Here is a 21,306-nt window from a genome sequence, read left to right on the forward strand (position 1 = left end):
TCGCGCGTGGGCGGGGCTTCGGCGTTACTGCTCTAGTAGTCGTTCTCCGGCTTCACCGGGGCGCCGTTGACGGACATGGTGGTGAACACCAGGTCGCCGTTGACAATCTGCGGGTTGCCCAGCACGACCTTGATGCCTTCCTCGCGGTTGTCGGGGTTCTTCACCACGCGCGTCGCGGTGCCCTCGGCGAGGTCCTCTCCCCACTTGTCCCAGACGATGTCCTCGAGGAAGTCGTCCTGGTTCTTGCAGTCCACGGTGAGTTTCGCCGGGCGCAGCAGGTGGGTCGCATCGCAGTTGTTGAACATCGGAGTCTTCTCCGGGGACAGCTCGGCGGTGCCGGTGGTCTTGTTCTTCTCCACGGCCTCGGTCACGTTCGTGGCGGAGGTGGGCGCGGTGGTGGTGGCACCCTTGAGCGAATCCGGATCCTGGGTCTTCGCGGTGTCGACCTTGACGTCCGAGGAGTTCTCGTGGGGCGGGGTGCACCCTGCGAGGGCGAGCGCCGCGAGGGCGGCGATGCCGGCGACTGCTTTGCGGGAAGTTGTGGAAATCACGGGGAAAATCCTTCGTTGTAAAAAGAGGTTGTGCGGCTACTTCGAACGGGGCGTGGAGGCCTTGTCTGAATCATACGGCTCGGCCGAAACGACCGTGACCTGAATTTCCCGGCCATTCGGGGCGGTGTACGTGCGCGTCTCACCCTCCGCGGCGCCGACGACGGCCGCGCCCAGCGGGGAGTTCTCGGAGTACGTCTCCAGGTCCGCGTTGCCGGTGGAGGCGGCGCGGGTGCCGATGAGGAAGGTCTCGCGGTCGTTCTCGTCGCCGTCGTAGTACACGTGGACCACGGAGCCGACGTGGGCGACGCCCTCGACGACGCCGGTGCGCTCCGTCGTGGAGTTGGAGAGGATCTCGGAGATCTGCTTGATGCGGGCCTCTTCCTGGTCCTGCTGCTCACGGGCGGCGTCGTAGCCCGCGTTCTCCTTGAGGTCGCCCTCCTCGCGGCGCTCGTTGATCTCGGCCGCGATGACGGGGCGGTTATCGATGAGCTGCTGCAGTTCGGCCTCGAGCTTGGCCTTCATTTCGGGGGTGATGTACTGCTGCTGGGATTCAGCCATTGGGGTGAGAACCTTCCCTCATACGTGAAACGGGCCCGCCGGATGCGGGCCTGCATGTGCAGATATACGCGCAGAAGATTACCACACGGGCCTGCGCTTCCGGGCCTACCGGGCGCCGTAGAACGAGCTGTCCGGGTCCATGTAGAACGGCAGCTTGTCGGAGCAGCCGTAGATGCGCCCTGAGACGAGCGGCTCGCGCACGGGCAGCTCTACGGCCAGGCGTTCGTGCTTCTCGCCGCCGGCCGGCAGGATCACCTCGCGCCGGCCCACTTCCGCGTGCGAGTAGTCCACCGCGGTGACGATGCAGTACGCGGGCTGCGAGGGGTCTTTCCGGTCGACGTCGATCCAGAGACGGCCCGTGGAGTCGTCGATACGCTCCTGCGAAATGAACTCGGCCGTGACGGGGCGGTTGAACCGCTCGAGGAGGGCGCGCGCGCTCACGACGAGGATGGCCGTGACGAGGAGCACCGCGATCACCGCAACCACCTTGCCGCCCGTGGTGCCGCCGCGTGACGACGAACCGTAGCGCTGCGCTGGGCGGGATGTCGTGGTGCTCACTGTCGGCTCCTTGCAGGTGGGGGAATTCCTGGTCGATGGTACTAAGATAGCCCGGAGGTAAAGAACTAACCCCTACGAAAGTTGGAGCAAGCGAGTGACCGGGTTCCGTCTCATGGCGATCCACGCACACCCCGACGACGAGTCCTCCAAGGGCGCCGCCACGATGGCGAAGTACGCCGCGGAGGGCAACCGGGTGAAGGTGGTCACCTGCACCGACGGCCGGCGCGGCGACGTGCTTAACCCGGCGATGGACCGCCCCGGGGTCCTCGAGAACATCCTCGAGGTGCGCCGCGAGGAGATGGCGCGCGCGGCCGAGGCCCTCGGCGTCGAGCACGTCTGGCTCGGGTACGAGGATTCGGGCCTGCCCGAGGGCGACCCGCTGCCGCCGCTGCCGGCAGGCTCGTTCGCGGTGCAGGACCCGCAGGCGGTGGCGGTGAAGATCGTGGAGCAGGTGCGCGACTTCAAGCCCCACGTCATCATCACCTACGACGAGAACGGCGGGTACCCGCACCCGGACCACCTCATGGTGCACGCGGTATCCATGATCGCCTGGGACAAGGCGGGCGACCCGGAGTTCGCGCCCGAGGCAGGCGAGCCGTGGACCCCGTTGAAGCTCTACTACTCGCACGGCTTCATCCTCCAGCGCATGAAGCTGCTGCAGGAGCGGCTCTACGAGCGCGGGGAGAAGAGCCCCTACGAGCTCATGATCAAGCGGTGGGAAGAGGCCGAGGGCGACGTGTTTGACCGGGTGACCACCCAGGTCGAGTGCGGGGACTACTTCGGCCAGCGTGCCGCGGCGCTGACCGCCCACGCCACGCAGATCGACCCGGCGGGCGCGTTCCTGGCCAGCCCGGTGGAGGACCAGCAGGACGTGTGGCCCACCGAGGAGTTCGAGCTCGCGCGCAGCAGGGTGGACACGCAGCTGCCCGAGACGGATCTTTTCGCCGGCATCCCGGAAGAGAGCGAGTAGACCATGCAGACATTTATTACGGCCGCGACCAACGCGTCGCTGTACGTCGTCGCCCAGGCCCCCGCAGAGAACCCGGTCGGCCCGGACTTCGGCAAAGCCTCCCCGGTGGGGTTGCTCATCATCGTTGCGCTCGGCGTGGTGGTGCTGGCTATCGGCTACGCGTTCCACCGCCGCTTCTCGCGCTTCAAGCGCCGCCAGGCGTTCGCCGAGGCGCACGGGATCGACCCGTTCGACGAGCAGGCCGTGGACAAGGCGATGGCCGAGGCCGGGTTGCTCGACCAGCACAAGAAGCGCGTCTTCTAGCGGGTTAGGATCGAGACCGTGACTGTCCTGTCCAAGGTTCGCTACCTCATGTACCCGCTCTACGAGGCCCGCCTGAAGCGCGAGCTGCGGGGCAAGAAGCGCCCGAAGCACATCGCGGTGATGGCGGACGGCAACCGCCGCTGGGCGCGCGAGGCCGGCTTCGAGGACATCTCCCACGGCCACCGCGTCGGCGGCGCGAAGATCGGCGAGCTCGTGCGCTGGTCCGCGGAGATGGGCATCGACGTGCTCACGATCTACCTTCTGTCCACCGAAAACCTGCAGCGCACCACCGAAGAGGTGGAGTTCCTCTTCGACATCATCTCCGGCGTCATCGAGGACCTGGCCACGGAGGACTACTCCTGCCGGGTGCGCCTCGTCGGCCAGCTCGACCTCTTGCCCGACGCCGTCGCCGCGCGCATGCGCCAGAGCGCCGCCGCCACCACCGAGAAACCCGGCCTCACCGTCAACATCGCCGTCGGCTACGGCGGGCGCCAGGAGATCGTCGACGCGGTGCGTTCGCTTATCGACGACAAAGCTGCCGCCGGAGTCGCCGCCCAAGACATCGCCGACGAGGTGACGGTCGAGTCGATCGCCGCCCACCTGTACACGTCGGGACAGCCGGACCCGGATCTGGTCATCCGCACGTCCGGCGAGCAGCGCCTCTCCGGGTTCCTGCTCTGGCAGGCCGCGTACTCCGAGATCTGGTTCACGGACACGTACTGGCCGGCGTTCCGCAAGATCGACTTCTTGCGCGCGCTGCGCGACTACTCGCAGCGCTCCCGCCGCTTCGGCAAATAAGGAGCTAGATCTTGCGCATGCGCACGCGCTGGACCGTGTGGTCGTAGTCCTTGCGCAGCACGAGCGAGGCGCGCACCCGGGTGGGCAGGATGTTCTCCACGAGGTTGGGCAGGTTGATCGTCTGCCAGAGTTCGCGGGCGGCGTAGGCCGCTTGAGCGTCGTCAAGCTCGGCGTACGGCGCGAAGTGCGCCCCGGGCTCCTGGAAGGCGGTGTCGCGCAGTTTGAGGAAGCGCTCGATGTACCAGCGCTCGATGTCTTCCGTCTTCGCGTCGACGTAGATGGAGAAGTCGAACAGGTCGGAGACCATGAGGGTCGGGCCGGTCTGCAGGACGTTGAGGCCTTCGAGGATAAGGATGTCGGGCTGGCGCACCTCGATGACCTCGTCGGGGAGGATGTCGTAGGCCTCGTGCGAGTAGATCGGCGCCTTGACCACGGGCTGGCCGGACTTCACCTCGGTGACAAAGCGCATGAGGTTGCGCCGGTCGTAGGACTCGGGAAAGCCCTTGCGGGCCATGAGGCCGCGCTCCTTGAGCACCTCGCCGGGGTAGAGGAAGCCGTCGGTGGTGATGAGGTCGACGCGCGGGTGGGACTCCCAGCGCTGCAACAGCACCTGCAGCACGCGGGCGGTGGTGGACTTGCCCACCGCCACCGACCCCGCGAGGCCGATGATGAACGGCACGTGCCCCGGGTCGTCGCCGATGAAGGTCTCTGTCGCCTTCGTCAGCTTCTGCCGGGCGCGTACCTGCAGGTGGATAAGGCGCGAGATGGGCAGGTAGATGTCCTCGACCTCCTGCAGGTCGAGGTTCTCGCCGATGCCGGAGAGGGCCTCCAGCTCGTCCTCGGTGAGCACCTGGGGCATCGTGGCGCGCCGTTCGCGCCAGTCGCGGCGGTGGAAGTCGAGGTACGGCGAGGTGTCGGCTCGTGACATAGCGAACATTGTCGCACCCCGCGGACGGGTCGGCTGCACAGGCCGGCGAACGGGCCGCGAAACCGGGCAAACGCGGCCCCGGGCTTCCCTATACTTCGAAGCGTCATTGCAACGTGAGAAGAAAGGACCCGGTGGAAGTGTCTGAAGACCTCCGCTACCAGGATCTGGCCACCTACGACCCCGAGGTGCACGCCGCCATCGTCGCCGAGCTGGGCCGCCAGCGCAACACCCTGGAGATGATCGCTTCCGAAAACTTCGTGCCGCGCTCCGTGCTGCAGGCGCAGGGTTCGGTGCTGACCAACAAGTACGCCGAGGGATACCCGGGCCGGCGCTACTACGGCGGCTGCGAACACGTCGACGTCGTCGAGGACCTCGCGCGCGACCGCGCCAAGGAGGTGTTCGGCGCGCAGTACGCGAACGTGCAGCCGCACTCCGGCGCGCAGGCGAACGCGGCGGTGCTCATGGCGCTCGCGGAGCCGGGCGACACCATCCTGGGCCTCGACCTCGCGCACGGCGGCCACCTCACCCACGGCATGAAGATCAACTTCTCCGGCCGCCTCTACAACGTCGCGGCGTACCAGGTGGAGGAGGACACCCACCTCATCGACATGGCGAAGCTGCGCGAGCAGGCCCGCGAGGTGAAGCCGAAGGTGATCATCGCGGGCTGGTCCGCCTACCCGCGCCACGAGGACTTCGCCGAGTTCCGCTCCATCGCCGACGAGGTCGGCGCCTACCTCTGGGTCGACATGGCCCACTTCGCCGGCCTCGTCGCGGCCGGGCTGCACCCCTCGCCGGTGCCGCACGCGCACGTCGTGTCCTCGACGGTCCACAAGACCCTCGGCGGCCCGCGCTCCGGCTTTATCCTCACCAACGACCTCGAGCTGCACAAGAAGCTCAACTCCGCCGTGTTCCCGGGCCAGCAGGGCGGCCCGCTCATGCACGTCGTGGCGGCGAAGGCGACGGCGTTCAAGATCGCCGGCACCGAGGAGTTCAAGGACCGCCAGCAGCGCACCCTCGACGGCGCGCAGGTGCTCGCCGAGCGGTTGCTTCGCGACGACGCGCACGACGCCGGCATCTCCGTCGTCTCCGGCGGCACCGATGTCCACCTTGTGCTCGTGGACCTGCGCAACTCGCCCATGGACGGCCAACAGGCGGAGGACCTCCTCCACGCCGTCGGCATCACCGTCAACCGCAACGCCGTGCCGTTCGACCCGCGCCCGCCGAAGGTCACCTCCGGCCTGCGCATCGGTACCTCGGCGCTGGCCACCCGCGGGTTCGGCGAGGACGACTTCCGCGAGGTCGCCGACATCATCGCCGAGACGCTCATCATGGGCGTCGGCGCCGACACCGAGGCGCTGGGCGGGCGCGTCGAGGCGCTCGCCGAGAAGTACCCGCTCTACCCGGGTCTCGAAGACTGGAAGATGCTCTAGGAGCCTTCGCCCTCGCCGACCGCGTGCCCGCGCTGCTCCGCGAGAGTGGTGCGGGCTTTGCGTAGCCACTCCGGCTGGTCGTCGAGAAGCGAGCGGATCTCGTCCGTTGTCATCACCTGCGCGGCGCCGGAGTTCTTTAACGCCGTGACGGAGATGCCCAGCTTGCGCGCGACCTCGGCGCGCGGGTGCGGTCCGTGAAGGCGCAGCTCCTGCAGCCACTCGGGCGGGTTGTCCTGCAGTTCGCGCAGCTCGGCGTGGGTCACCGCGCCGTCCTGGAACTCCTGCGGGGTGGCGGGCAGGTGGATGCCGAGCTTCTTCGCGGCGGTGACCGGCCGCATGGCGGTGCCGGAGGGCGTCTCGTGTGTCATGGCGGAAACGGTAGCATTGCCCACCATGCTCACCATCGCCTTCGCCACCGGCACCGAGCCGGGAAAATGGTTCCGCCGCTACAAGGAGCTCACGGGAGACGAGCTCGCGGTGGCCCCCGCGGACGACCCGTTCGCGCTCCTCGGGTCGGAGGCCGTGCTCGCGCTCACCCGGCTGCCTGACGCGCGCGTCACCGACGACTTCCACGTCGTGCGCCTCTACGAGGAGGCACCGGGTGTGGCGGTGCCGAAGGACTCGGTCTTCGCCGAGGTCGGGACGGTCTCGCGCGCCGACCTCGCCGAAGAGATCGTCAACCTCGACTTTGAGGCGCAGCCGCGTATCGACGACCTCAGGTCAGCCCTCCAGGTTGTCGCGGCGAACGTCGGGGTGGTGTACGCGCCGCTACCTCTGCTGAAGAACCTGTCCAAGAAACAGGTCACCGCGCTGCCGCTCCCGGCGGGGGAAGGGCCCGTGACACCCGTCGCGCTCGTTTGGCGAAAGACCGACGATTGTGACGCTGTGCAGGACTTTGTCGGGGTTGCGAAGGGGCGCACGGCACGCTCCTCGCGTGGCGCTGCTCACCCCCGTTCGGGTGGGAAGAGGGCTCGACGTTAACGCAATGTTCATAATGAAAGATGAACTTGCTCAACGAAGGAAAGGTGTTACATTATGTTTTCCCGTAAACTCGCTGCTTCCGCTGCCGTGCTGACCCTGGGCGCTACCAGCCTGGTTGCTTGCTCCGACGACGACGGTAACTCCACCACCTCCACCGAGGTTGTGTCCGAGACCGCCACCGAGACCAACACCACCACCGAGACCGCAGGCAACACCAGCACCTCTTCCGCCTCCTCTGCGGCTTCCTCCTCCGCCACCGCGTCCTCCGCGAACGCTGAGGCCACCGAGGAGATCAAGACCGCTGCTGGCACCGCCATGGTCCCAGCAGGCGTGAAGGCCGCCATGGACAAGTACGCCGACCCGGCATGGGGCGAGCCGATGGCAGTCGAGGAGGTCGAGGACGGCTGGATCGTCACCTACGACCAGGAGCACTACATCACCTGGAACCCGAACACCGGTGGCGCTCCGACCTGGGGCCAGATCGCCAACGAGTGGATGACCGACGTGAGGCTGGACAAGAAGCTCGGCTTCCCGCTGGCTCCGGAGACCGAGAACTCCGACAAGTCCGGCTGGACCCAGGAGTTCGAGCGCGGCACCATCGAGTGGACCCGCGGTGGCACCAACGACGCCTTCACCGCGATTGTCACCGAGAAGTAATTCTCTCGCGCGCCTGGAGCAGCGCCGCACTCGCACCGCGCGGGGCGGCGCTTTTTGCGTTCCTTGCGGGCTTTCGCGGTGTTCGGGACAATGGGGCGCATGCAAAGATCGGACTTTTACATCCGGCCCATCCGGCCCTGGGACTACCCGCAGGTGCGCGACATCTACGAGCTTGGCCTGCAAACCGGCAACGCGTCCTACGAGACGCAGGGCCAGTCGTGGGAGCAATTCTCACGCAAGAAGATCATCGAGACGGTCTTCGTGGCCGTGGACGCGGAGGACGACTCGAAGATCCTCGGCTGGGTCGGCGCCGCGAAAGCCTCGACCCGCAGCGTGTTCTACGGCGTGGTGGAGGACTCGATCTACGCTCACCCCGACGCGCGCGGCAAGGGGGTCTCCGGCGCGCTGCTCGACCACCTCATCCAGTCCTGCATCGACCTGCACAAGTGGTCGATCCACTCCTGGATCTTTCCCGAAAACGAAGGATCCGCGGGGCTGCATCGCTCCCGCGGATTCGAGAAGGTGGGCACCTTCCACAAGATGGCCAAGATGACGTACGGCGAGCGCCAAGGCCAGTGGCGCGACTGCGACATCTACGAGTTGATTCTGCCGTCGGCGGCGCAGCCGTCGTAACGCCAACTAGCTCAGATCGTCCTTGAGCGTCTCCTCCTTGACGGGGAGGAGGAGCAAGAACGCGAGGATCGCGAGCGGGACCATGAGCAGGAACACCGGCGTGAGGCCGTCGTTGTAGCTTGTGAGCACCGCCTGCTTGACCGGGTCCGGCAGCTGAGTCACCAGTTCCGGCGTGAGGTTATTGGCAGCACCATCGCCGAACTGCTTTGCCATCTCGGCGCCCTGCGGACCCATCTGCGCCAGCGCGTCGGGGAGGCGCTCCTCGAGGTTGTTACGCATGTTGTGGGTGAACAGCGAACCGGACAGGGACGCGCCGACGGCGGAGCCGATCTGGCGGAAGAAGTTGTTGGTCGAGGTCGCGGTGCCCACCTGTGACAGTGGGAACGAGTTCTGCACGATCAGGACCAGCACCTGCATGACCAGGCCCAGGCCGAAGCCGAAGATGAACATGTACACGCCCAGCGTGGTCAGCGTGGTCGACGGCTCCAGGCGCGAGAACAGGTAGAGGCCGACGGTGGTGATCAGCATGCCCACCAGCGGGTAGATCTTGTAGCGGCCCGTCTTCGAGATAATGAAGCCGACGGCCATGCCGGTGACGAGCATGCCAATGACCATCGGCAGCATCATGAGGCCGGCCTCGGTCGGGGTGAGCTCGTGCACCATCTGCAGGTAGGTGGGCAGGTACGCCAGGCCGGAGGTCATGGCGAGGCCAAGCACCGTGCCGGCCAGGGTGGTGAGCACCATGTTGCGGTTCTTGAACAGATCCATCGGGATGAGCGGGTTCGTCGCCCTCAGCTCGACGAGGACGAACAGGACCGCGGCGATCACGGCGATGGCCGAGGTGGTGATGATGGTGGGGGAGGACCAGTCGTACTGCGTGCCGCCCCAGGTAGTGGTGAGGATGAGCGAGGTGGTGGCGAGGACCATGAGGGTCGTGCCGATGTAGTCGAAGTGCATGTCCTTCGCGGAGCCCTTGCGCAGCTTGAGCACCATCGTGGAGACGGTCATGGCGAGCAGGCCGAGGGGGATGTTCATCCACAGCGCCCAGCGCCAACCCGGACCGTCGGTGAACCAGCCGCCCAGCACAGGTCCGAGCACCGACGAGACGCCGAAGACAGCACCCATAACGCCCATGTACTTGCCGCGCTCGCGGGCGGGGACAACCTCCGCGATGATGGACTGCGAGTTCACCATCATGCCGCCGGCGCCCAGGCCCTGGATCGCGCGTCCGACGATCAGCAGCTCCATGGTGTGCGCGAAGCCGCCGATGGTGGAGCCGATGACGAACAGGCCGATGCCTGTGATGTAGAGCCACTTGCGGCCGAGGACGTCGCCGAGCTTGCCGTTCACCGGCATCGCGATGGTCATGGTGACCAGGAACGAGGAGATCACCCAGCTCATGTGGTCGACGCCGCCGAGCTCGCCGACGATGGTCGGCAGGGCGGTGGAGAAGATCATCTGCCCGAGCGAGCTCATCAGCATGGTGAGCAGGAGGGCAGCGAAGATGACGCCGACGTTCGGCGGAGCGGCCACAAGCGGCGACTGCGCGGTCGCGTCGGCGCTCTTCTGCGCCTCATCGCGAGCGGTCTCGCGGGTTTCTACCATTTCATGTCCTTTGCGTATTCGGAGAGTTGTAGCGCGTACTGGCGGAGCGTGTCTATCGGATCGGCGTCGACACCGTCTGCGGCCTCGGGCGGGTGCCAGAGGTAGCGCGTCACCGCGCCCTGGAACAGGACGATGATGGAGTGCGCTTCTTCGGCGGCAGAGCCGGGGTGGCGGCGGTCGTTCGGGTAGCGCTCGAGGTGGTCGAAGATGGCGCGCCCGAGCTGGGTGAGAAAGCCGCGTTTACGCGCGGCTTCCGCCTGCATCAGCCCGGGGTTGGATTCGAGCAGGTCGCGCCGGCACTCGGAGCTCGGACCGTCGAACGCGCCGGGGGCGACGTCGATCGAGCGGATCACCAGGTCGAGGACGTTGTCCGCGGGCGTGTTCCGGATGGCGGCGAGGGCCTCGTCGCCGAACGTGAACGGGAACGCGCCGAGGACGGCCTCGTCCTTGGAATCCATGTAATTGAAGAACGTGCGCCTCGAGATGCCGGCGGCCCGGCAGATGTCGTCGACGGTGACGTTGTCGTAGCCGTGCTCCTCGATGAGCCGGGCGGCCTCGGTGCGGATACGCTGCTTCGTCTCGCGGCGCTTGCGCTCCCTGATCCCGTACTCCTCGTTTTGCACGGGGTGCAATATTACACCCAGTGCACTTTATGGCAAACCCGCGGAAAGCGTGCCTTCTACCAGCGCGTTTCCGTCCTCGGAGTACGTCAGGTGCACGAGGCCGGGCTCGTGCGTATCGACGTCCCAACGGCCTCCTCCGCCGTGGCAGCCCTTCGTGAGCGGAACCGCTTCGCCGTCCTCGCCGATGAGCGCGGTGCACCCCGTGAGCGGGTACGTCACACTTGCTGTGCCGCCGCCGAACGTGGCCACGGCGGGCCAGGACCTGGTCTTCGCGTCGGGCTCGAGGCTGTTCAGGGTGCCGGAGTAGGTGCCGGTGGGGGCGGAGCCGTCGATACGCAACTGCGGCTGCGCTGTGACCGTGACGGTGGCGGGGACCTCGTCCGACGCCTCGGGCGCGGGGTGCGCCGACCAGTAGGCCGCTGCGAGCGCGACGCCGATGATGGCGACGACGAGCGCGAGCACGCCGCCGACGACCCACGGTTTGTTCGGGCCGCCGGCGGTGCGCAGGTCGGAAAAGGAATCAGGCATGGAAAAGCCCCCAGCTCGGTGAGTGTGCTGGGGGCTGATTCTAGCGGCGCGCTAGTTGCGGCCTAGTTCCGGTCGGTGTTGGCCATGGAGAGCACGTCGAGACGCTTGTCCAGCTCCTCCTCGGTGAGCTTCTCGCCGTCGACGAAGCCGAGGTCGATGGTGGTCTGGCGGATGGTCTTGCCCTCCTTGATCGCGGTCTTGGCGATCTTGGCGGCGTTCTCGTAGCCGATCGCGGAGTTCAGCGGGGTGACGATCGACGGGGAGGACTCGGCCAGGGTGCGCATGCGCTCGACGTTCGGCTCGATGCCGTCGACGAGGCGGGTGGCGAACTGGCGGGCGGTGTTGGCCAGCAGGCGGGCGGACTCGAGCACGTTGCGCGCCATCACCGGGATGAACACGTTGAGCTCGAACTGGCCCTGGGTGCCCGCGAAGGCGACGGCCGCGTCGTTGCCGATGACCTGGGCGGCGACCTGGGTGGCGGTCTCGCACAGCACCGGGTTGACCTTGCCCGGCATGATGGAGGAGCCCGGCTGCAGGTCAGGCAGGTGGATCTCGCCGAAGCCGGCGAGCGGGCCGGAGCCCATGAGGCGGATATCGTTGGCCATCTTGTACAGGGAGACGGCCACGGAGCGCATCGCGCCGGAGAACTCGACGAGGCCGTCGCGGTTGGCCTGCGCCTCGAAGTGGTTCTTCGCCTCGGCGAGGTGCTCGACGCCGGTGAGCTTCTTCAGCTCCTCGGTGACCTTGCCGCCGAACTCAGCCGGGGTGTTGATGCCGGTGCCCACCGCGGTGCCGCCGATGGCGAGTTCGCCGAGGTGCGGCAGAGTGTTCTCGATGCGCTCGATGCCCAGCTCGATCTGGCGGGCGTAGCCGGAGAACTCCTGGCCGAGGGTGACCGGGGTGGCGTCCATGAGGTGGGTGCGGCCGGACTTGACAACCTCGTGCCACTCCTTGGCCTTCTTGTCCAGGGACTCGTGGAGAACCTTGAGCGCCGGGATGAGGTCGCTCGCCGCCGCCTCGGTGGCAGCGACGTGGGTCGCGGTCGGGAACGTGTCGTTCGAGGACTGGCCCATGTTCACGTCGTCGTTCGGGTGGACCTCGACGCCGTTCGCCTTGCAGAGGGAGGCGATGACCTCGTTGGTGTTCATGTTGGACGAGGTGCCGGAGCCGGTCTGGAACACGTCGATCGGGAACTGGTCGTTGTGCTTGCCGTCCGCGATCTCCTGCGCGGCGGCGATGATGGCGTCGGCCGTCTCGGCGTCGAGCTTGCCCAGGTCCTTGTTCACCTGCGCGCAGGCGACCTTGAGCAGGCCGAGGGCGCGGATCTGCTGGGCCTCGAGCCCGCGGCCGGAGATCGGGAAGTTCTCCACCGCGCGCTGGGTCTGGGCGCGCCACAGCGCGTCGACGGGCACCTTGACCTCGCCCATCGTGTCGTGCTCGATGCGGTATTCCTGTTCAGCCATGATCGTCCTTTCGTTGTGAGTGTTGGGTGCAGAGCCGATTATGCCTGCTGGCTATTCGTGGGGTCCGAGTAGTCGACCACCGAGTAATCCTGCAGCTTTGACAGCTGGTGCTGGGACTCGATGTAGCGCACCGTGCCCGACTTCGAGCGCATGACCAGCGAGCGGGTCGTCGCGCCTGACTTGCGGTAGGAGACCCCGCGCAGCATGTCGCCGTTGGTCACGCCGGTGGCGGCGAAGTAGCAGTTGTCGGAGGTGACAAGGTCGTTGAGGCCCAGCACGCGGTCGAGGTCGTGGCCCGCCGCGAGCACCTTCTCGCGCTCTTCGTCGGACTGCGGCGCGAGCATGCCCTGGATCTCGCCGCCGAGGCACTTCATGGCGCACGCCGTGACGACGCCCTCCGGCGTGCCGCCGATGCCCATCGCGATGTCGATGGAGTTGGTGTCCTGCGCCGCGGCGATCGCGCCGGCGACGTCGCCGTCCATGATGAAGCGGACTTTCGCGCCGGCGGCACGGATGTCGTCGACAAGTTGAGCGTGGCGTGGGCGGTCGAGCACGACGACGGTGACCTCGTCCGAGCGCACCCCCTTCGCCTTCGCCACGGCCTGGATGTTGTGGGCTACGGGCGCGGTGATGTCGATGGCGCCGGCCGCCTCCGGGCCGACGGCGATCTTGTTCATGTAGAACGCGTCCTGCGGGTTGAACATGGAATCGCGGTCGGCCGCGGCGATCACGGAAATCGCGTTTGGGCGGCCCTCCGCCATGAGGCGGGTCCCGTCGACGGGGTCCACGGCGAGGTCGACTCGTGCGCCGTGGCCGGTGCCCACCTGCTCGCCGTTGAAGAGCATCGGGGCCTCGTCCTTCTCGCCCTCGCCGATGACGATCACGCCGTCCATGTCCACGGAGTTGATCATTTTGCGCATCGCGTTAACGGCCGCCCCGTCGCCCTCGTTTTTCTTGCCCCGGCCCACCCAGCGGCCGGAGGCGAGCGCCGCGGCCTCGGTGACGCGGACCAGCTCCATCGCGAGGTTGCGGTCGGGGTAGAGATCAGACGGTGCAGACATAGAAATGGGCCCTCCTCAGGCAGTGCGTACGAACCCCACCATTGTGGCACTACCGCGAGGGGAGTTGGTGGGTTTTCCCACCTTTTAAGGGGGGAGGGGGTGGCGTGCCATAATGCTGGCCGTGGCTAGCAACTCCAAACCCCGCATTTTCCAGGACGGTCGCGACATGGCGATCAACGTCGTGCTCATCGTCGTGCTCATGCTCGTGGCGGTGGGCGCGACGGGGTTGTGCAGTTTCAACCCGGGTGCGCCGGAGCAGGGGCCGGTGCAGGAGGTCGACGCGAAGACGTTCCTCGAGCTCGAGTCCCGCGCGGTGGACTTCCCGGTGCGCTACCCCGAGATGCCGGACGGGTGGACGACGAACTCCGCGCGCCGCTCGATGATCGGCGGGCAGCCCGCCCCCGTCGTCGGCTGGGTCACCCCGAACACGGGCTATATCCAGCTCACCCAGACCGGCGAAGCAGCGGACACGGCGCGGGCGGAGGTGGACGACAAGGCCCGCACGCTCGCGCGCACCGTGCCGGTCGACGGCACCGAGGCGCAGGTGTACTCCTCGGACGACAAGGACGTGCGCGACCTGTGGGTCGTCGACGCGTCCGACGAGCGTTTGCTCCTCACCGGCGCGGGCGACGACAGCGAGTTCGAGGAGCTCATCGCCGCGGCGTTCGCGGCTACTCCGCTTGCCCCGCGCTGACCTGGCGGGAGTTGATCGCGTCCTCGACGCGCTGTGCGGCGCCGTCGAGGAGCACCTCGCAGCGCTTCGCGAGGGCCTCCCCGCGCTCCCAGTACTTCAGCGACTCGTCGAGGCTCATCTGCCCGAGCTCGAGGATCTTCACTGTCTCCACGAGCTCGTCGCGGGCCTGCTCGTAGCTCAGCGTCGACGGGTCGGGGAGCGCGTTCTCGTTTGCCTGGCCGGAGCCGAACGTGTTGTCTGCCATGGTGTTTCGTTTCCTTTGCGTGCGTGTGGTGGTTAATCGGCGTGGGTGGTGGACATTGCGGCGGCGGTGATGGACCCGTCGCCGACACGGATGCGGAGCTGGGATCCGGGCGGCGACTGCTCGATCGAGGTGACCACCTCGGGCTCGGACCCGTCGCGGGGGAGGACCTGGACGACGGCGTAGCCGCGGGCGAGAGTTGCCGACGGACCGAGGGCGGACACCTGTGCCCGCAGCGCCGCGACGTGCTGAGTCTCGCGCTGCACGAGGTGGCCGATGTCGCGCCGGATGAGCGACGACGCGCGGTCGACCTCGTCGCGGCGCCGGTTGATCGCCGTCATCGGGTCCGCGAGCGACGGCCGGGAGCGCACCGAGGCGAGCCCGTTTCGCTCCCGCTGCACCCAACCGCGCAGGGCGGCGGCCATGCGGGCACGCGCGTCGTCGAGAAGCAACCGCTCCTGCGCGACGTCGGGGACCGCGCGCTTCGCGGCGTCGGTGGGGGTGGCGGCGCGGACGTCGGCGACGTTGTCGAGCACCGGGTTGTCCGGCTCGTGGCCGATGGCCGAGATCACCGGCGTGCCGGCGGCGGCGACGGCGCGCTGCAGGGCCTCTTCGGAGAAGGGGAGGAGGTCCTCGACGGAGCCGCCGCCGCGGGCGATGATGATCACCTGCACATCCGGGTCGCGGTCGAGCACCTCGAGCGCCTCAATCACCGCGGGGACGGTGGTGGGGCCTTGGACCGGGGTGTTGATGATCTCGAACCGCACCTGCGGCCAGCGCCCCTGGGCGACGGAGACCACGTCGCGCTCCGCCGCCGAGCCGCGGCCGGTGATGAGCCCGACCTTCGTGGGCAGGTAGGGCAGCGGCCGCTTCCGGGCCGGATCGAACAGGCCCTCCGACGCGAGCTGCTTGCGCAGCGCCTCGATGCGCGCGAGGAGCTCGCCCTCGCCGACGTGGTGGATGTCGTCGATACGCATCGAAAACGTCCCGCGCCCCGGGTAGAACGTGGGTTTGCCGTGGACGACGACGCGGTCGCCGTCGCGAAGCGGCACCTGCATCCCGGTGAGCAGGCTCGTCTCCGCGGTGAGCTGGACGGAGACCTGCTCCTGGGTGTCGCGCAGCGTGAGGTACGACAGCCGCCACGACGGTTTGGTGTTGATTTGGGTGAGCTGGCCCTCGATCCACAGCCAGCCGAGCCGCTCGATCCACCCCTTGACCGAGGTATTCAGCTTTGACACCGACCACGGTGCCTCCGGCGTGCTCTTGGGCTTCGCGTCCTGCGTTTCCGTCACCGCGCGCTCCTTTCTCCGGGTTCTCCGGCGTGCCGGGCATTGCCCGTGCGAATCAAACAGTACCTGGCGGGCCGATATTGCCCGCCTACTGTTTTTGACGTGCATTCGTTAGGGTTGGTTCCATGACAGATCAGGGTAAAAAAGTGCTGCTCGCCTCGCCCCGCGGATACTGCGCCGGTGTGGACCGCGCGGTGGAGACCGTGGAAAAGGCGCTGGAGAAGTACGGTGCCCCCGTCTACGTGCGCAAAGAGATCGTGCACAACAAATACGTCGTGGAAACCCTGCGCGACCGCGGCGTGATCTTCGTCGACGAGACCGACCAGGTGCCCGAGGGCGCCCACCTCGTCTTCTCTGCCCACGGCGTGTCCCCGGAGGTGCGCGAGTCCGCCGCGTCCCGCAACCTGCTCACCCTCGACGCGTCGTGCCCGCTGGTGACGAAGGTGCACAACGAGGCGAAGCGATTCGCCCGCGACGGCTACCGCATCCTCCTCGTCGGCCACGAGGGCCACGAGGAGGTCGAGGGCACGGCGGGCGAGGCGCCGGCGGCGACCTACCTCGTCGACGGGGTGGACGGCGTCGACGCGCTGCCCGATTTCCCCGAGGACCAGAAGCTCGTGTGGCTGTCCCAGACCACGCTGTCGGTGGACGAGACGATGCAGATCGTGGACAAGCTGCACGAGCGCTACCCGAACCTGGAGAACCCGCCGAGCGACGACATCTGCTACGCCACCCAGAACCGGCAGGCGGCGGTGAAGAAGATCGCGCCGAACTGCGACCTCGTCATCGTCGTCGGCTCGCAGAACTCCTCGAACTCGAAGCGCCTCGTCGAGGTCGCGCTCGAGGCCGGCGCCGGCGCGGCGCACCTGGTGGACTACGCCGCGCAGGTGGAGGACGCCTGGTTCGAGGGCGTCGACACCGTCGGCGTGACGTCGGGCGCCTCCGTGCCGGACGTCCTCGTGCGCGAGCTGCTTGACCACCTCGTCGAGCGCGGCTACGCCGACGTCGAGGAAGTGACCACCACCGTGGAGACCATCACGTTCGCGCTCCCGCGCGACCTGCGCCTGCCGCGCCGGGACAACCCGGCCGTGGCGCAGTAGCCGGTCTTAGCTCTCGCTGTTGTAGAGGTCCTCGCCGAGCCGCTCGCCCACGCGGGTCGAGCCGGTGCGGCGGGCGGGCTTCGGCGCACGCTCGGCGTCCGCTCGCCGCAGCAGCTCCTCCACCGGCACCGCCTTCGTCCGCTCGCGGGCGCGCCGGCCCTGCGAGTTCGTGCGCCGGTTGCTCTCGCTCATCTCGGTGCGCGCGGCAGTCTCGCGCCGGGCGCGCGCTGCGTTCTGCCGCTTGATCAGCTGGATCCGCACCACCGCGATGACGATGGAGCCCGCGGTGACGGCGAATAGGAGCGGGAAGTACTCGGTAACGGGGTAGATCACCAACAGCAGCGCGGTCTTGCCGGACGCGCCGCCGGCCGCGATCTCGCCGCGCGACATCACCCACCCCGTGGCCATCACCGCGAGGACGAACAGCAGCGGCGCGCTCGCGACGGTGAGGAACAGCCCGCGCGGGTTGACCAGCGTCGTAGCCACGATGACCGATACCGCGTACAGCGTGAGCAGCGGCCAAGAGATGGCCGCTGTAGACAGCGACAGCAGCACGCCGGTGAACAGGGCGGCGAAGACGATCCCGATGCCGGAACCCGTGGGCAGCCCGACGAAGGTCGAGGACGGGGATGCGGAGTTCCGGCTGGAGACGTGAGACACGAGGGGTCAGTCTACCTGTCTGGTTCCTCGGTAGCGTGCCTGGCTCGCGCGGAGACCGGTTTCAGGGCGGGTGCGCTCCCGCGCCGCGCGGGCACCTGTGCCTCCTCGAGCTTGCGCGCGGTGACCATGACGCGCGACTCTATGGAGGAAAGCGTGGAGTTGTACGCCTCCACCGCCTTCTCCAGCGACGCCCCGACTCGGTTGTAGTGCTCCGCCATCGTGCCCAGCCGGTGGTGGAGCTCGGCGCCCAAGCGCTGCACCTGCCTCGCGGACTCGTTGAGCGACTCCTGGCGCCACCCGAGCGCGACGGTGCGCAGCAGCGCGAAGAGCGTCGTCGGCGTCGCAATAACGACGTCGCGGGCGAACGCGTACTCCAGCAGCTCCGGCTCGAGGGAGAGTGCGGCGTCGAGGAACGGGTCGGCGGGGACGAAGAGGACCACGAACTCGGGCGTCGGCTGGAACGCGTCGATGTAGGCCTTCGACGAGAGCGTGTCCACGTGCGCGCGCACGAGGTGGGCGTGGCGGCGCATGAACGCCTGGCGCTCCTCCGGGTCATCGGTGTTCAGGGCGTCGAGGTAGGCGCCGAATGGCACCTTCGCGTCCACGACGATGTTGCGGCCCTGCGTGAGGCGGATGATCATGTCGGGGCGGACGCTGGCGTCGTCGACACGCATGTGCGCCTGGGTGTTGAAGTCGACGTGCTCGAGCATCCCGCCGAGCTCCACCACACGCTCGAGCTGCACCTCGCCCCACCGCCCGCGGGTCTGCGGGGAGCGCAGGGCGGTGATGAGCTGGTCGGTTCGGTCACCCAACCGTGCCGAGGTTCGCCCGATGGCTTGGACCTGCCCGGCGAGCGCGGAGGCGGAGATGGCCTGCTGCTTGTCCAGGCTGTCGAGCTGCTCGTGCAGGTCGCGCAGGGCGCGCGCCACGGGGCGCATGTCCGGCGGGGGCGCGGGCTGCGGGGTGGAGCGGCGCATCCACGCGCCGCCGGTGAACACTCCGGCGACGAAGCCGGCGAGGATGCCCGTGGCAAGGACGAGGAGGACGGTTGCGGTTGACATGTATGCGAGTCAACCACACCGCCCCGACGCCCTACTCGTCGTGTTCGATCGTGCGTTCGGACGGCCGGGTCCCGCGCAGGCGGCCGACGCGCCCGCCGGTAACGCGGAGCTTCTTCAGGCTCGTGGTGCCGAAGCGCTCCTGCGGCTCGTCGTCCTCAGCCACCGGCGCGTTCACCCACTCGCGCTCGGCGCGCCACTCCTGGCGCTTGTGCACGGACTCCTCCTCGGCGATCTCCGCAATGAGCTGGCCTTCGTGGGTGGCGAAGTCGAGGTCCGCGGCGCCGATCTCGCCGGCGTTGATGCGCAAGATCTCCACGAAGTAGCGGTAGACCACCGCGATCATTGCAGCCGCCGGTACCGCGAGGAAGCCGCCCATGAGGCCGAACAGGCCGCCACCGACGGTGACCGAGATGAGCACGATCACCGGGTGGAGGTTCATCGCACGCGACTGCAGCATCGGGGAGAGGATGTTGCCCTCGAGCTGCTGGGTGGCCAGCACGATGCCGAGGGTGATCAGGGCCTTGGTGAAGCCGAGCGTGACCAGCGCGATCAGCACGGCGAGCGCGCCGGCGACCACCGCACCCACGATCGGGATGAACCCGGCGATGAACGTGATCAGCGCGAGCGTGAACGCCATCGGCACGCCAAGGATGGCGATGCCGGTGCCGATGACGATGGCGTCCACGAGCGAGCACACCGCCTGCGCGCGGATGAAGCCGGAGAGGGTGTTCCACGCGCGGGTGAGCAGCTCGGTGAGGTAGAGGCCGGTGCGCCCGCCCGTCGAGGAGCGCACCCACGGCAGGAACCGATGCCCGTCCTTGAGGAAGAAGAAGGTGAGCACGAATAGCACCATGAGCGTCACCGAGAGCCCGGCCGCGGTGTTGATGCCGGAGAAGACGCCGCCGGCGATCGCGCCCGCCTGGTTTTGGACCCAGTTGGTGATCTCGTCGACGCCCTCGTTGAGGCTCTCCGGGTCGAAGTTCATCGGCGGGCCCTGCAGCCACAGTTGCAGCCGCTGGATGCCCTCGAGCGCCTGGATGTAGAGGATGCGCGACTGGCCCACGAGGTCAGGGGCGATGATCATTCCGAGGCCGGCAAGCACGCCCATGAACAGCAGGAGCGTGATGAAAGCGGCCCAACCGTCGGGGACCTTGTGGCGTCGCAACGCTGCTGCGACGGGGCCGAGCACCGTGCACACGATGAGGGAGAGCACGACCGGCAGCACGCCGGCCCAGAACGCGCCGATGAGCTTGCCGAGGGCGTAGAGGAACACCGCGATCACGAGGATGCGCAGCGTCAGCTTTGCCGCCGAAGCGATCCAGGCGTTGAACACCAGGCTGCGGTCGACGCGGTCTTCTCGGTTCTCGTTCGTCGCGCGCTGCTGGATCGGTTCGCTCACGCGCACCATTGTGCACCATCGCACATTGCTTTGCGACGTCCTCACGGCCACCCGCGGTCCCGCCCAGTCAGTGAGCTAGGATATTGCGCCGTGAGCCTTACTCTTGGAATCGTCGGCTTGCCCAACGTTGGCAAGTCCACCCTGTTCAACGCCCTGACGCGAAACGAGGTGCTCGCCGCGAACTACCCGTTCGCCACCATCGAGCCGAACGTCGGCCTCGTCGAGCTGCCGGACCCGCGCCTGGACCGCCTCGCGGAGCTGTTCGACTCGGAGCGCGTGCTGCCGGCGACCGTGTCCTTCGTGGACATCGCCGGCATTGTCAAGGGCGCCTCCGAGGGCGAGGGCATGGGCAACGCGTTCCTCGCGAACATCCGCGAGGCCGATGCGATCTGCCAGGTGGTGCGCGCGTTTGCCGACGACAATGTGATCCACGTCGACGGCCAGGTCAACCCCGCATCCGACATCGACGTGATCAACACCGAGCTGATCCTGGCGGACCTGCAGACCATCGAGAAGGCCCTGCCGCGCCTGGAGAAGGACGGCCGCAAGGACAAGGACATCGCCGCCCAGGCCGAGGAGGCCAAGAAGGCGCAGGCGGTGCTTGAAGACGGCCGCACGCTCTTCGCCGCGTCCAAGACCGGCGACATCGATCTGGCGCTGCTGCACCACCTCCACCTGATGACGGCGAAGCCGTTCCTCTACGTCTTCAACTCGGACGAGGCAGTGCTTACCGACGATGCCAAGAAGCAGGAACTGCGCGCCCTCGTCGCCCCGGCAGAAGCCGTGTTCCTCGACGCCCAGACCGAAACCGAGCTGCTTGAGCTTGACGACGAAGACGCCGCGGAACTCCTCGCCGCCGTCGGCCAGGACGAGCCGGGGCTGCAGACGCTGGCAAAGGCTGGCTTCGACACCTTGGGCCTGCAGACATACTTGACGGCGGGGCCGAAAGAGGCGCGCGCTTGGACGATCCGCAAGGGCGACACCGCCCCGAAGGCGGCCGGCGTGATCCACTCCGACTTTGAAAAGGGCTTCATCAAGGCCGAGATCGTGGCCTTCGACGACCTCGACTCCTTCGGCTCGATGGCCGAGGCCCGCGCGCACGGCAAGGTGCGCCAGGAAGGCAAGGACTACGTGATGGCCGACGGCGACGTCGTGGAGTTTCGTTTCAATGTAACCTAAATGCGCTATGAATAGCGTATGACTACACGCGCTGCT

Annotated in this window: 25 protein-coding genes; 10 read left to right on the top strand and 15 right to left on the bottom strand. The window is 67.7% G+C overall.

Annotated elements, in window-relative coordinates; genetic code table 11:
• Positions 1-32: 32 nt before the first annotated feature.
• The 3 genes from CJEDD_RS04260 to CJEDD_RS04270 form a co-directional block, all read right to left on the bottom strand.
• The gene (locus CJEDD_RS04260) at positions 33-551 is read right to left on the bottom strand and encodes a hypothetical protein (protein ID WP_052333820.1); all 519 of its coding nucleotides are present in this window, start codon (positions 549-551) and stop codon (positions 33-35) included.
• A 36-nt stretch (positions 552-587) separates the two neighbouring features.
• Complete coding sequence (gene greA, locus CJEDD_RS04265) at positions 588-1,109, bottom strand: transcription elongation factor GreA (RefSeq protein ID WP_042407822.1); 522 nt, start codon at positions 1,107-1,109, stop codon at positions 588-590.
• A 105-nt stretch (positions 1,110-1,214) separates the two neighbouring features.
• The gene (locus CJEDD_RS04270; RefSeq protein WP_042407820.1) at positions 1,215-1,667 is read right to left on the bottom strand and encodes a DUF4307 domain-containing protein; all 453 of its coding nucleotides are present in this window, start codon (positions 1,665-1,667) and stop codon (positions 1,215-1,217) included.
• Positions 1,668-1,779: 112 nt separating this feature from the next.
• Here CJEDD_RS04270 and mca point away from each other — a divergent pair, with 112 nt between their 5' ends.
• From mca to CJEDD_RS04285, 3 genes are read left to right on the top strand one after another with little or no spacing between them, the layout of a single operon-like run.
• The gene (gene mca / locus CJEDD_RS04275; RefSeq protein ID WP_074432538.1) at positions 1,780-2,637 is read left to right on the top strand and encodes a mycothiol conjugate amidase Mca; all 858 of its coding nucleotides are present in this window, start codon (positions 1,780-1,782) and stop codon (positions 2,635-2,637) included.
• 3 nt (positions 2,638-2,640) lie between these two features.
• Positions 2,641-2,940, top strand: coding sequence for a hypothetical protein (locus tag CJEDD_RS04280; RefSeq protein ID WP_042407815.1), 300 nt, complete (start codon positions 2,641-2,643; stop codon positions 2,938-2,940).
• A 48-nt stretch (positions 2,941-2,988) separates the two neighbouring features.
• The gene (locus tag CJEDD_RS04285) at positions 2,989-3,738 is read left to right on the top strand and encodes an isoprenyl transferase (RefSeq protein ID WP_232297725.1); all 750 of its coding nucleotides are present in this window, start codon (positions 2,989-2,991) and stop codon (positions 3,736-3,738) included.
• A gap of 4 nt (positions 3,739-3,742) precedes the next feature.
• Here CJEDD_RS04285 and coaA read toward each other — a convergent pair whose 3' ends face one another.
• The gene (gene coaA / locus CJEDD_RS04290) at positions 3,743-4,666 is read right to left on the bottom strand and encodes a type I pantothenate kinase (RefSeq protein ID WP_042407813.1); all 924 of its coding nucleotides are present in this window, start codon (positions 4,664-4,666) and stop codon (positions 3,743-3,745) included.
• A 137-nt stretch (positions 4,667-4,803) separates the two neighbouring features.
• Between coaA and glyA the strand changes: the two genes are divergently transcribed.
• Positions 4,804-6,096 (top strand): serine hydroxymethyltransferase, encoded by a 1,293-nt coding sequence (gene glyA / locus CJEDD_RS04295; RefSeq protein ID WP_042407850.1) that lies wholly within the window; start codon positions 4,804-4,806, stop codon positions 6,094-6,096.
• Here the strand turns inward: glyA and CJEDD_RS04300 are convergent.
• Positions 6,093-6,464, bottom strand: coding sequence for a DUF5997 family protein (locus tag CJEDD_RS04300; protein ID WP_042407848.1), 372 nt, complete (start codon positions 6,462-6,464; stop codon positions 6,093-6,095). The genes glyA and CJEDD_RS04300 overlap by 4 nt on opposite strands.
• Positions 6,465-6,489: 25 nt before the next feature.
• On the opposite strand from CJEDD_RS04300, the gene CJEDD_RS04305 reads away from it, so the two are divergent.
• From CJEDD_RS04305 to CJEDD_RS04315, 3 genes are all read left to right on the top strand, one after another.
• Positions 6,490-7,077: a LysR family transcriptional regulator substrate-binding protein gene (locus tag CJEDD_RS04305; RefSeq protein ID WP_042407810.1), complete on the top strand. Its 588-nt coding sequence runs from the start codon at positions 6,490-6,492 to the stop codon at positions 7,075-7,077.
• A gap of 54 nt (positions 7,078-7,131) precedes the next feature.
• On the top strand, positions 7,132-7,734 hold the full coding sequence (locus CJEDD_RS04310; protein ID WP_042407807.1) for an LGFP repeat-containing protein: 603 nt from the start codon (positions 7,132-7,134) through the stop codon (positions 7,732-7,734).
• Positions 7,735-7,833: 99 nt separating this feature from the next.
• Positions 7,834-8,367, top strand: a complete 534-nt coding sequence (locus CJEDD_RS04315) for a GNAT family N-acetyltransferase (protein WP_042407844.1) — start codon at positions 7,834-7,836, stop codon at positions 8,365-8,367.
• A gap of 6 nt (positions 8,368-8,373) precedes the next feature.
• Here CJEDD_RS04315 and CJEDD_RS04320 read toward each other — a convergent pair whose 3' ends face one another.
• The 5 genes from CJEDD_RS04320 to glpX form a co-directional block, all read right to left on the bottom strand.
• Complete coding sequence (locus tag CJEDD_RS04320) at positions 8,374-9,972, bottom strand: MDR family MFS transporter (RefSeq protein WP_081764549.1); 1,599 nt, start codon at positions 9,970-9,972, stop codon at positions 8,374-8,376.
• Positions 9,966-10,595 (bottom strand): TetR/AcrR family transcriptional regulator, encoded by a 630-nt coding sequence (locus tag CJEDD_RS04325; RefSeq protein WP_052333819.1) that lies wholly within the window; start codon positions 10,593-10,595, stop codon positions 9,966-9,968. Before CJEDD_RS04325 ends, CJEDD_RS04320 begins: the two co-directional genes overlap by 7 nt.
• A 27-nt stretch (positions 10,596-10,622) precedes the next feature.
• Positions 10,623-11,123, bottom strand: a complete 501-nt coding sequence (locus CJEDD_RS04330; RefSeq protein WP_042407804.1) for a hypothetical protein — start codon at positions 11,121-11,123, stop codon at positions 10,623-10,625.
• A gap of 62 nt (positions 11,124-11,185) precedes the next feature.
• A complete protein-coding gene (locus CJEDD_RS04335) occupies positions 11,186-12,586 on the bottom strand; it encodes a class II fumarate hydratase (RefSeq protein WP_273657639.1) in 1,401 nt (466 codons plus the stop codon).
• Between the two features lie 38 nt (positions 12,587-12,624).
• Entirely contained in the window at positions 12,625-13,647 is a 1,023-nt protein-coding gene (gene glpX, locus CJEDD_RS04340) for a class II fructose-bisphosphatase (RefSeq protein ID WP_042406467.1), read from the bottom strand.
• Between the two features lie 121 nt (positions 13,648-13,768).
• Here glpX and CJEDD_RS04345 point away from each other — a divergent pair, with 121 nt between their 5' ends.
• Positions 13,769-14,341: a DUF4245 domain-containing protein gene (locus CJEDD_RS04345; RefSeq protein ID WP_081764511.1), complete on the top strand. Its 573-nt coding sequence runs from the start codon at positions 13,769-13,771 to the stop codon at positions 14,339-14,341.
• Here the strand turns inward: CJEDD_RS04345 and CJEDD_RS04350 are convergent.
• Both CJEDD_RS04350 and xseA read right to left on the bottom strand, forming a co-directional pair.
• Positions 14,319-14,585, bottom strand: a complete 267-nt coding sequence (locus tag CJEDD_RS04350; RefSeq protein WP_042406462.1) for an exodeoxyribonuclease VII small subunit — start codon at positions 14,583-14,585, stop codon at positions 14,319-14,321. The genes CJEDD_RS04345 and CJEDD_RS04350 overlap by 23 nt on opposite strands.
• 32 nt (positions 14,586-14,617) lie before the next feature.
• A complete protein-coding gene (xseA, locus tag CJEDD_RS04355; RefSeq protein WP_042406460.1) occupies positions 14,618-15,874 on the bottom strand; it encodes an exodeoxyribonuclease VII large subunit in 1,257 nt (418 codons plus the stop codon).
• A 122-nt stretch (positions 15,875-15,996) separates the two neighbouring features.
• On the opposite strand from xseA, the gene CJEDD_RS04360 reads away from it, so the two are divergent.
• Positions 15,997-16,971, top strand: a complete 975-nt coding sequence (locus tag CJEDD_RS04360) for a 4-hydroxy-3-methylbut-2-enyl diphosphate reductase (RefSeq protein ID WP_042406458.1) — start codon at positions 15,997-15,999, stop codon at positions 16,969-16,971.
• Between the two features lie 6 nt (positions 16,972-16,977).
• On the opposite strand, the gene CJEDD_RS04365 is transcribed toward CJEDD_RS04360, so the two are convergent.
• From CJEDD_RS04365 to CJEDD_RS04375, 3 genes are read right to left on the bottom strand one after another with little or no spacing between them, the layout of a single operon-like run.
• Positions 16,978-17,631: a DUF6542 domain-containing protein gene (locus CJEDD_RS04365; RefSeq protein ID WP_074432505.1), complete on the bottom strand. Its 654-nt coding sequence runs from the start codon at positions 17,629-17,631 to the stop codon at positions 16,978-16,980.
• Between the two features lie 11 nt (positions 17,632-17,642).
• Positions 17,643-18,692 carry a DNA recombination protein RmuC gene (locus CJEDD_RS04370; protein WP_042406455.1) on the bottom strand — a complete coding sequence of 350 codons (1,050 nt, stop codon included), beginning with the start codon at positions 18,690-18,692 and terminating at the stop codon, positions 17,643-17,645.
• A gap of 31 nt (positions 18,693-18,723) precedes the next feature.
• Positions 18,724-20,091, bottom strand: a complete 1,368-nt coding sequence (locus CJEDD_RS04375; protein WP_232297697.1) for an AI-2E family transporter — start codon at positions 20,089-20,091, stop codon at positions 18,724-18,726.
• Positions 20,092-20,181: 90 nt separating this feature from the next.
• On the opposite strand from CJEDD_RS04375, the gene ychF reads away from it, so the two are divergent.
• Positions 20,182-21,270: a redox-regulated ATPase YchF gene (gene ychF / locus CJEDD_RS04380; RefSeq protein WP_042406450.1), complete on the top strand. Its 1,089-nt coding sequence runs from the start codon at positions 20,182-20,184 to the stop codon at positions 21,268-21,270.
• Positions 21,271-21,306 lie beyond the last annotated feature (36 nt).

This window comes from Corynebacterium jeddahense (assembly GCF_028609865.1).
In the GTDB taxonomy this organism is placed as follows: Bacteria; Actinomycetota; Actinomycetes; order Mycobacteriales; family Mycobacteriaceae; genus Corynebacterium; species Corynebacterium jeddahense.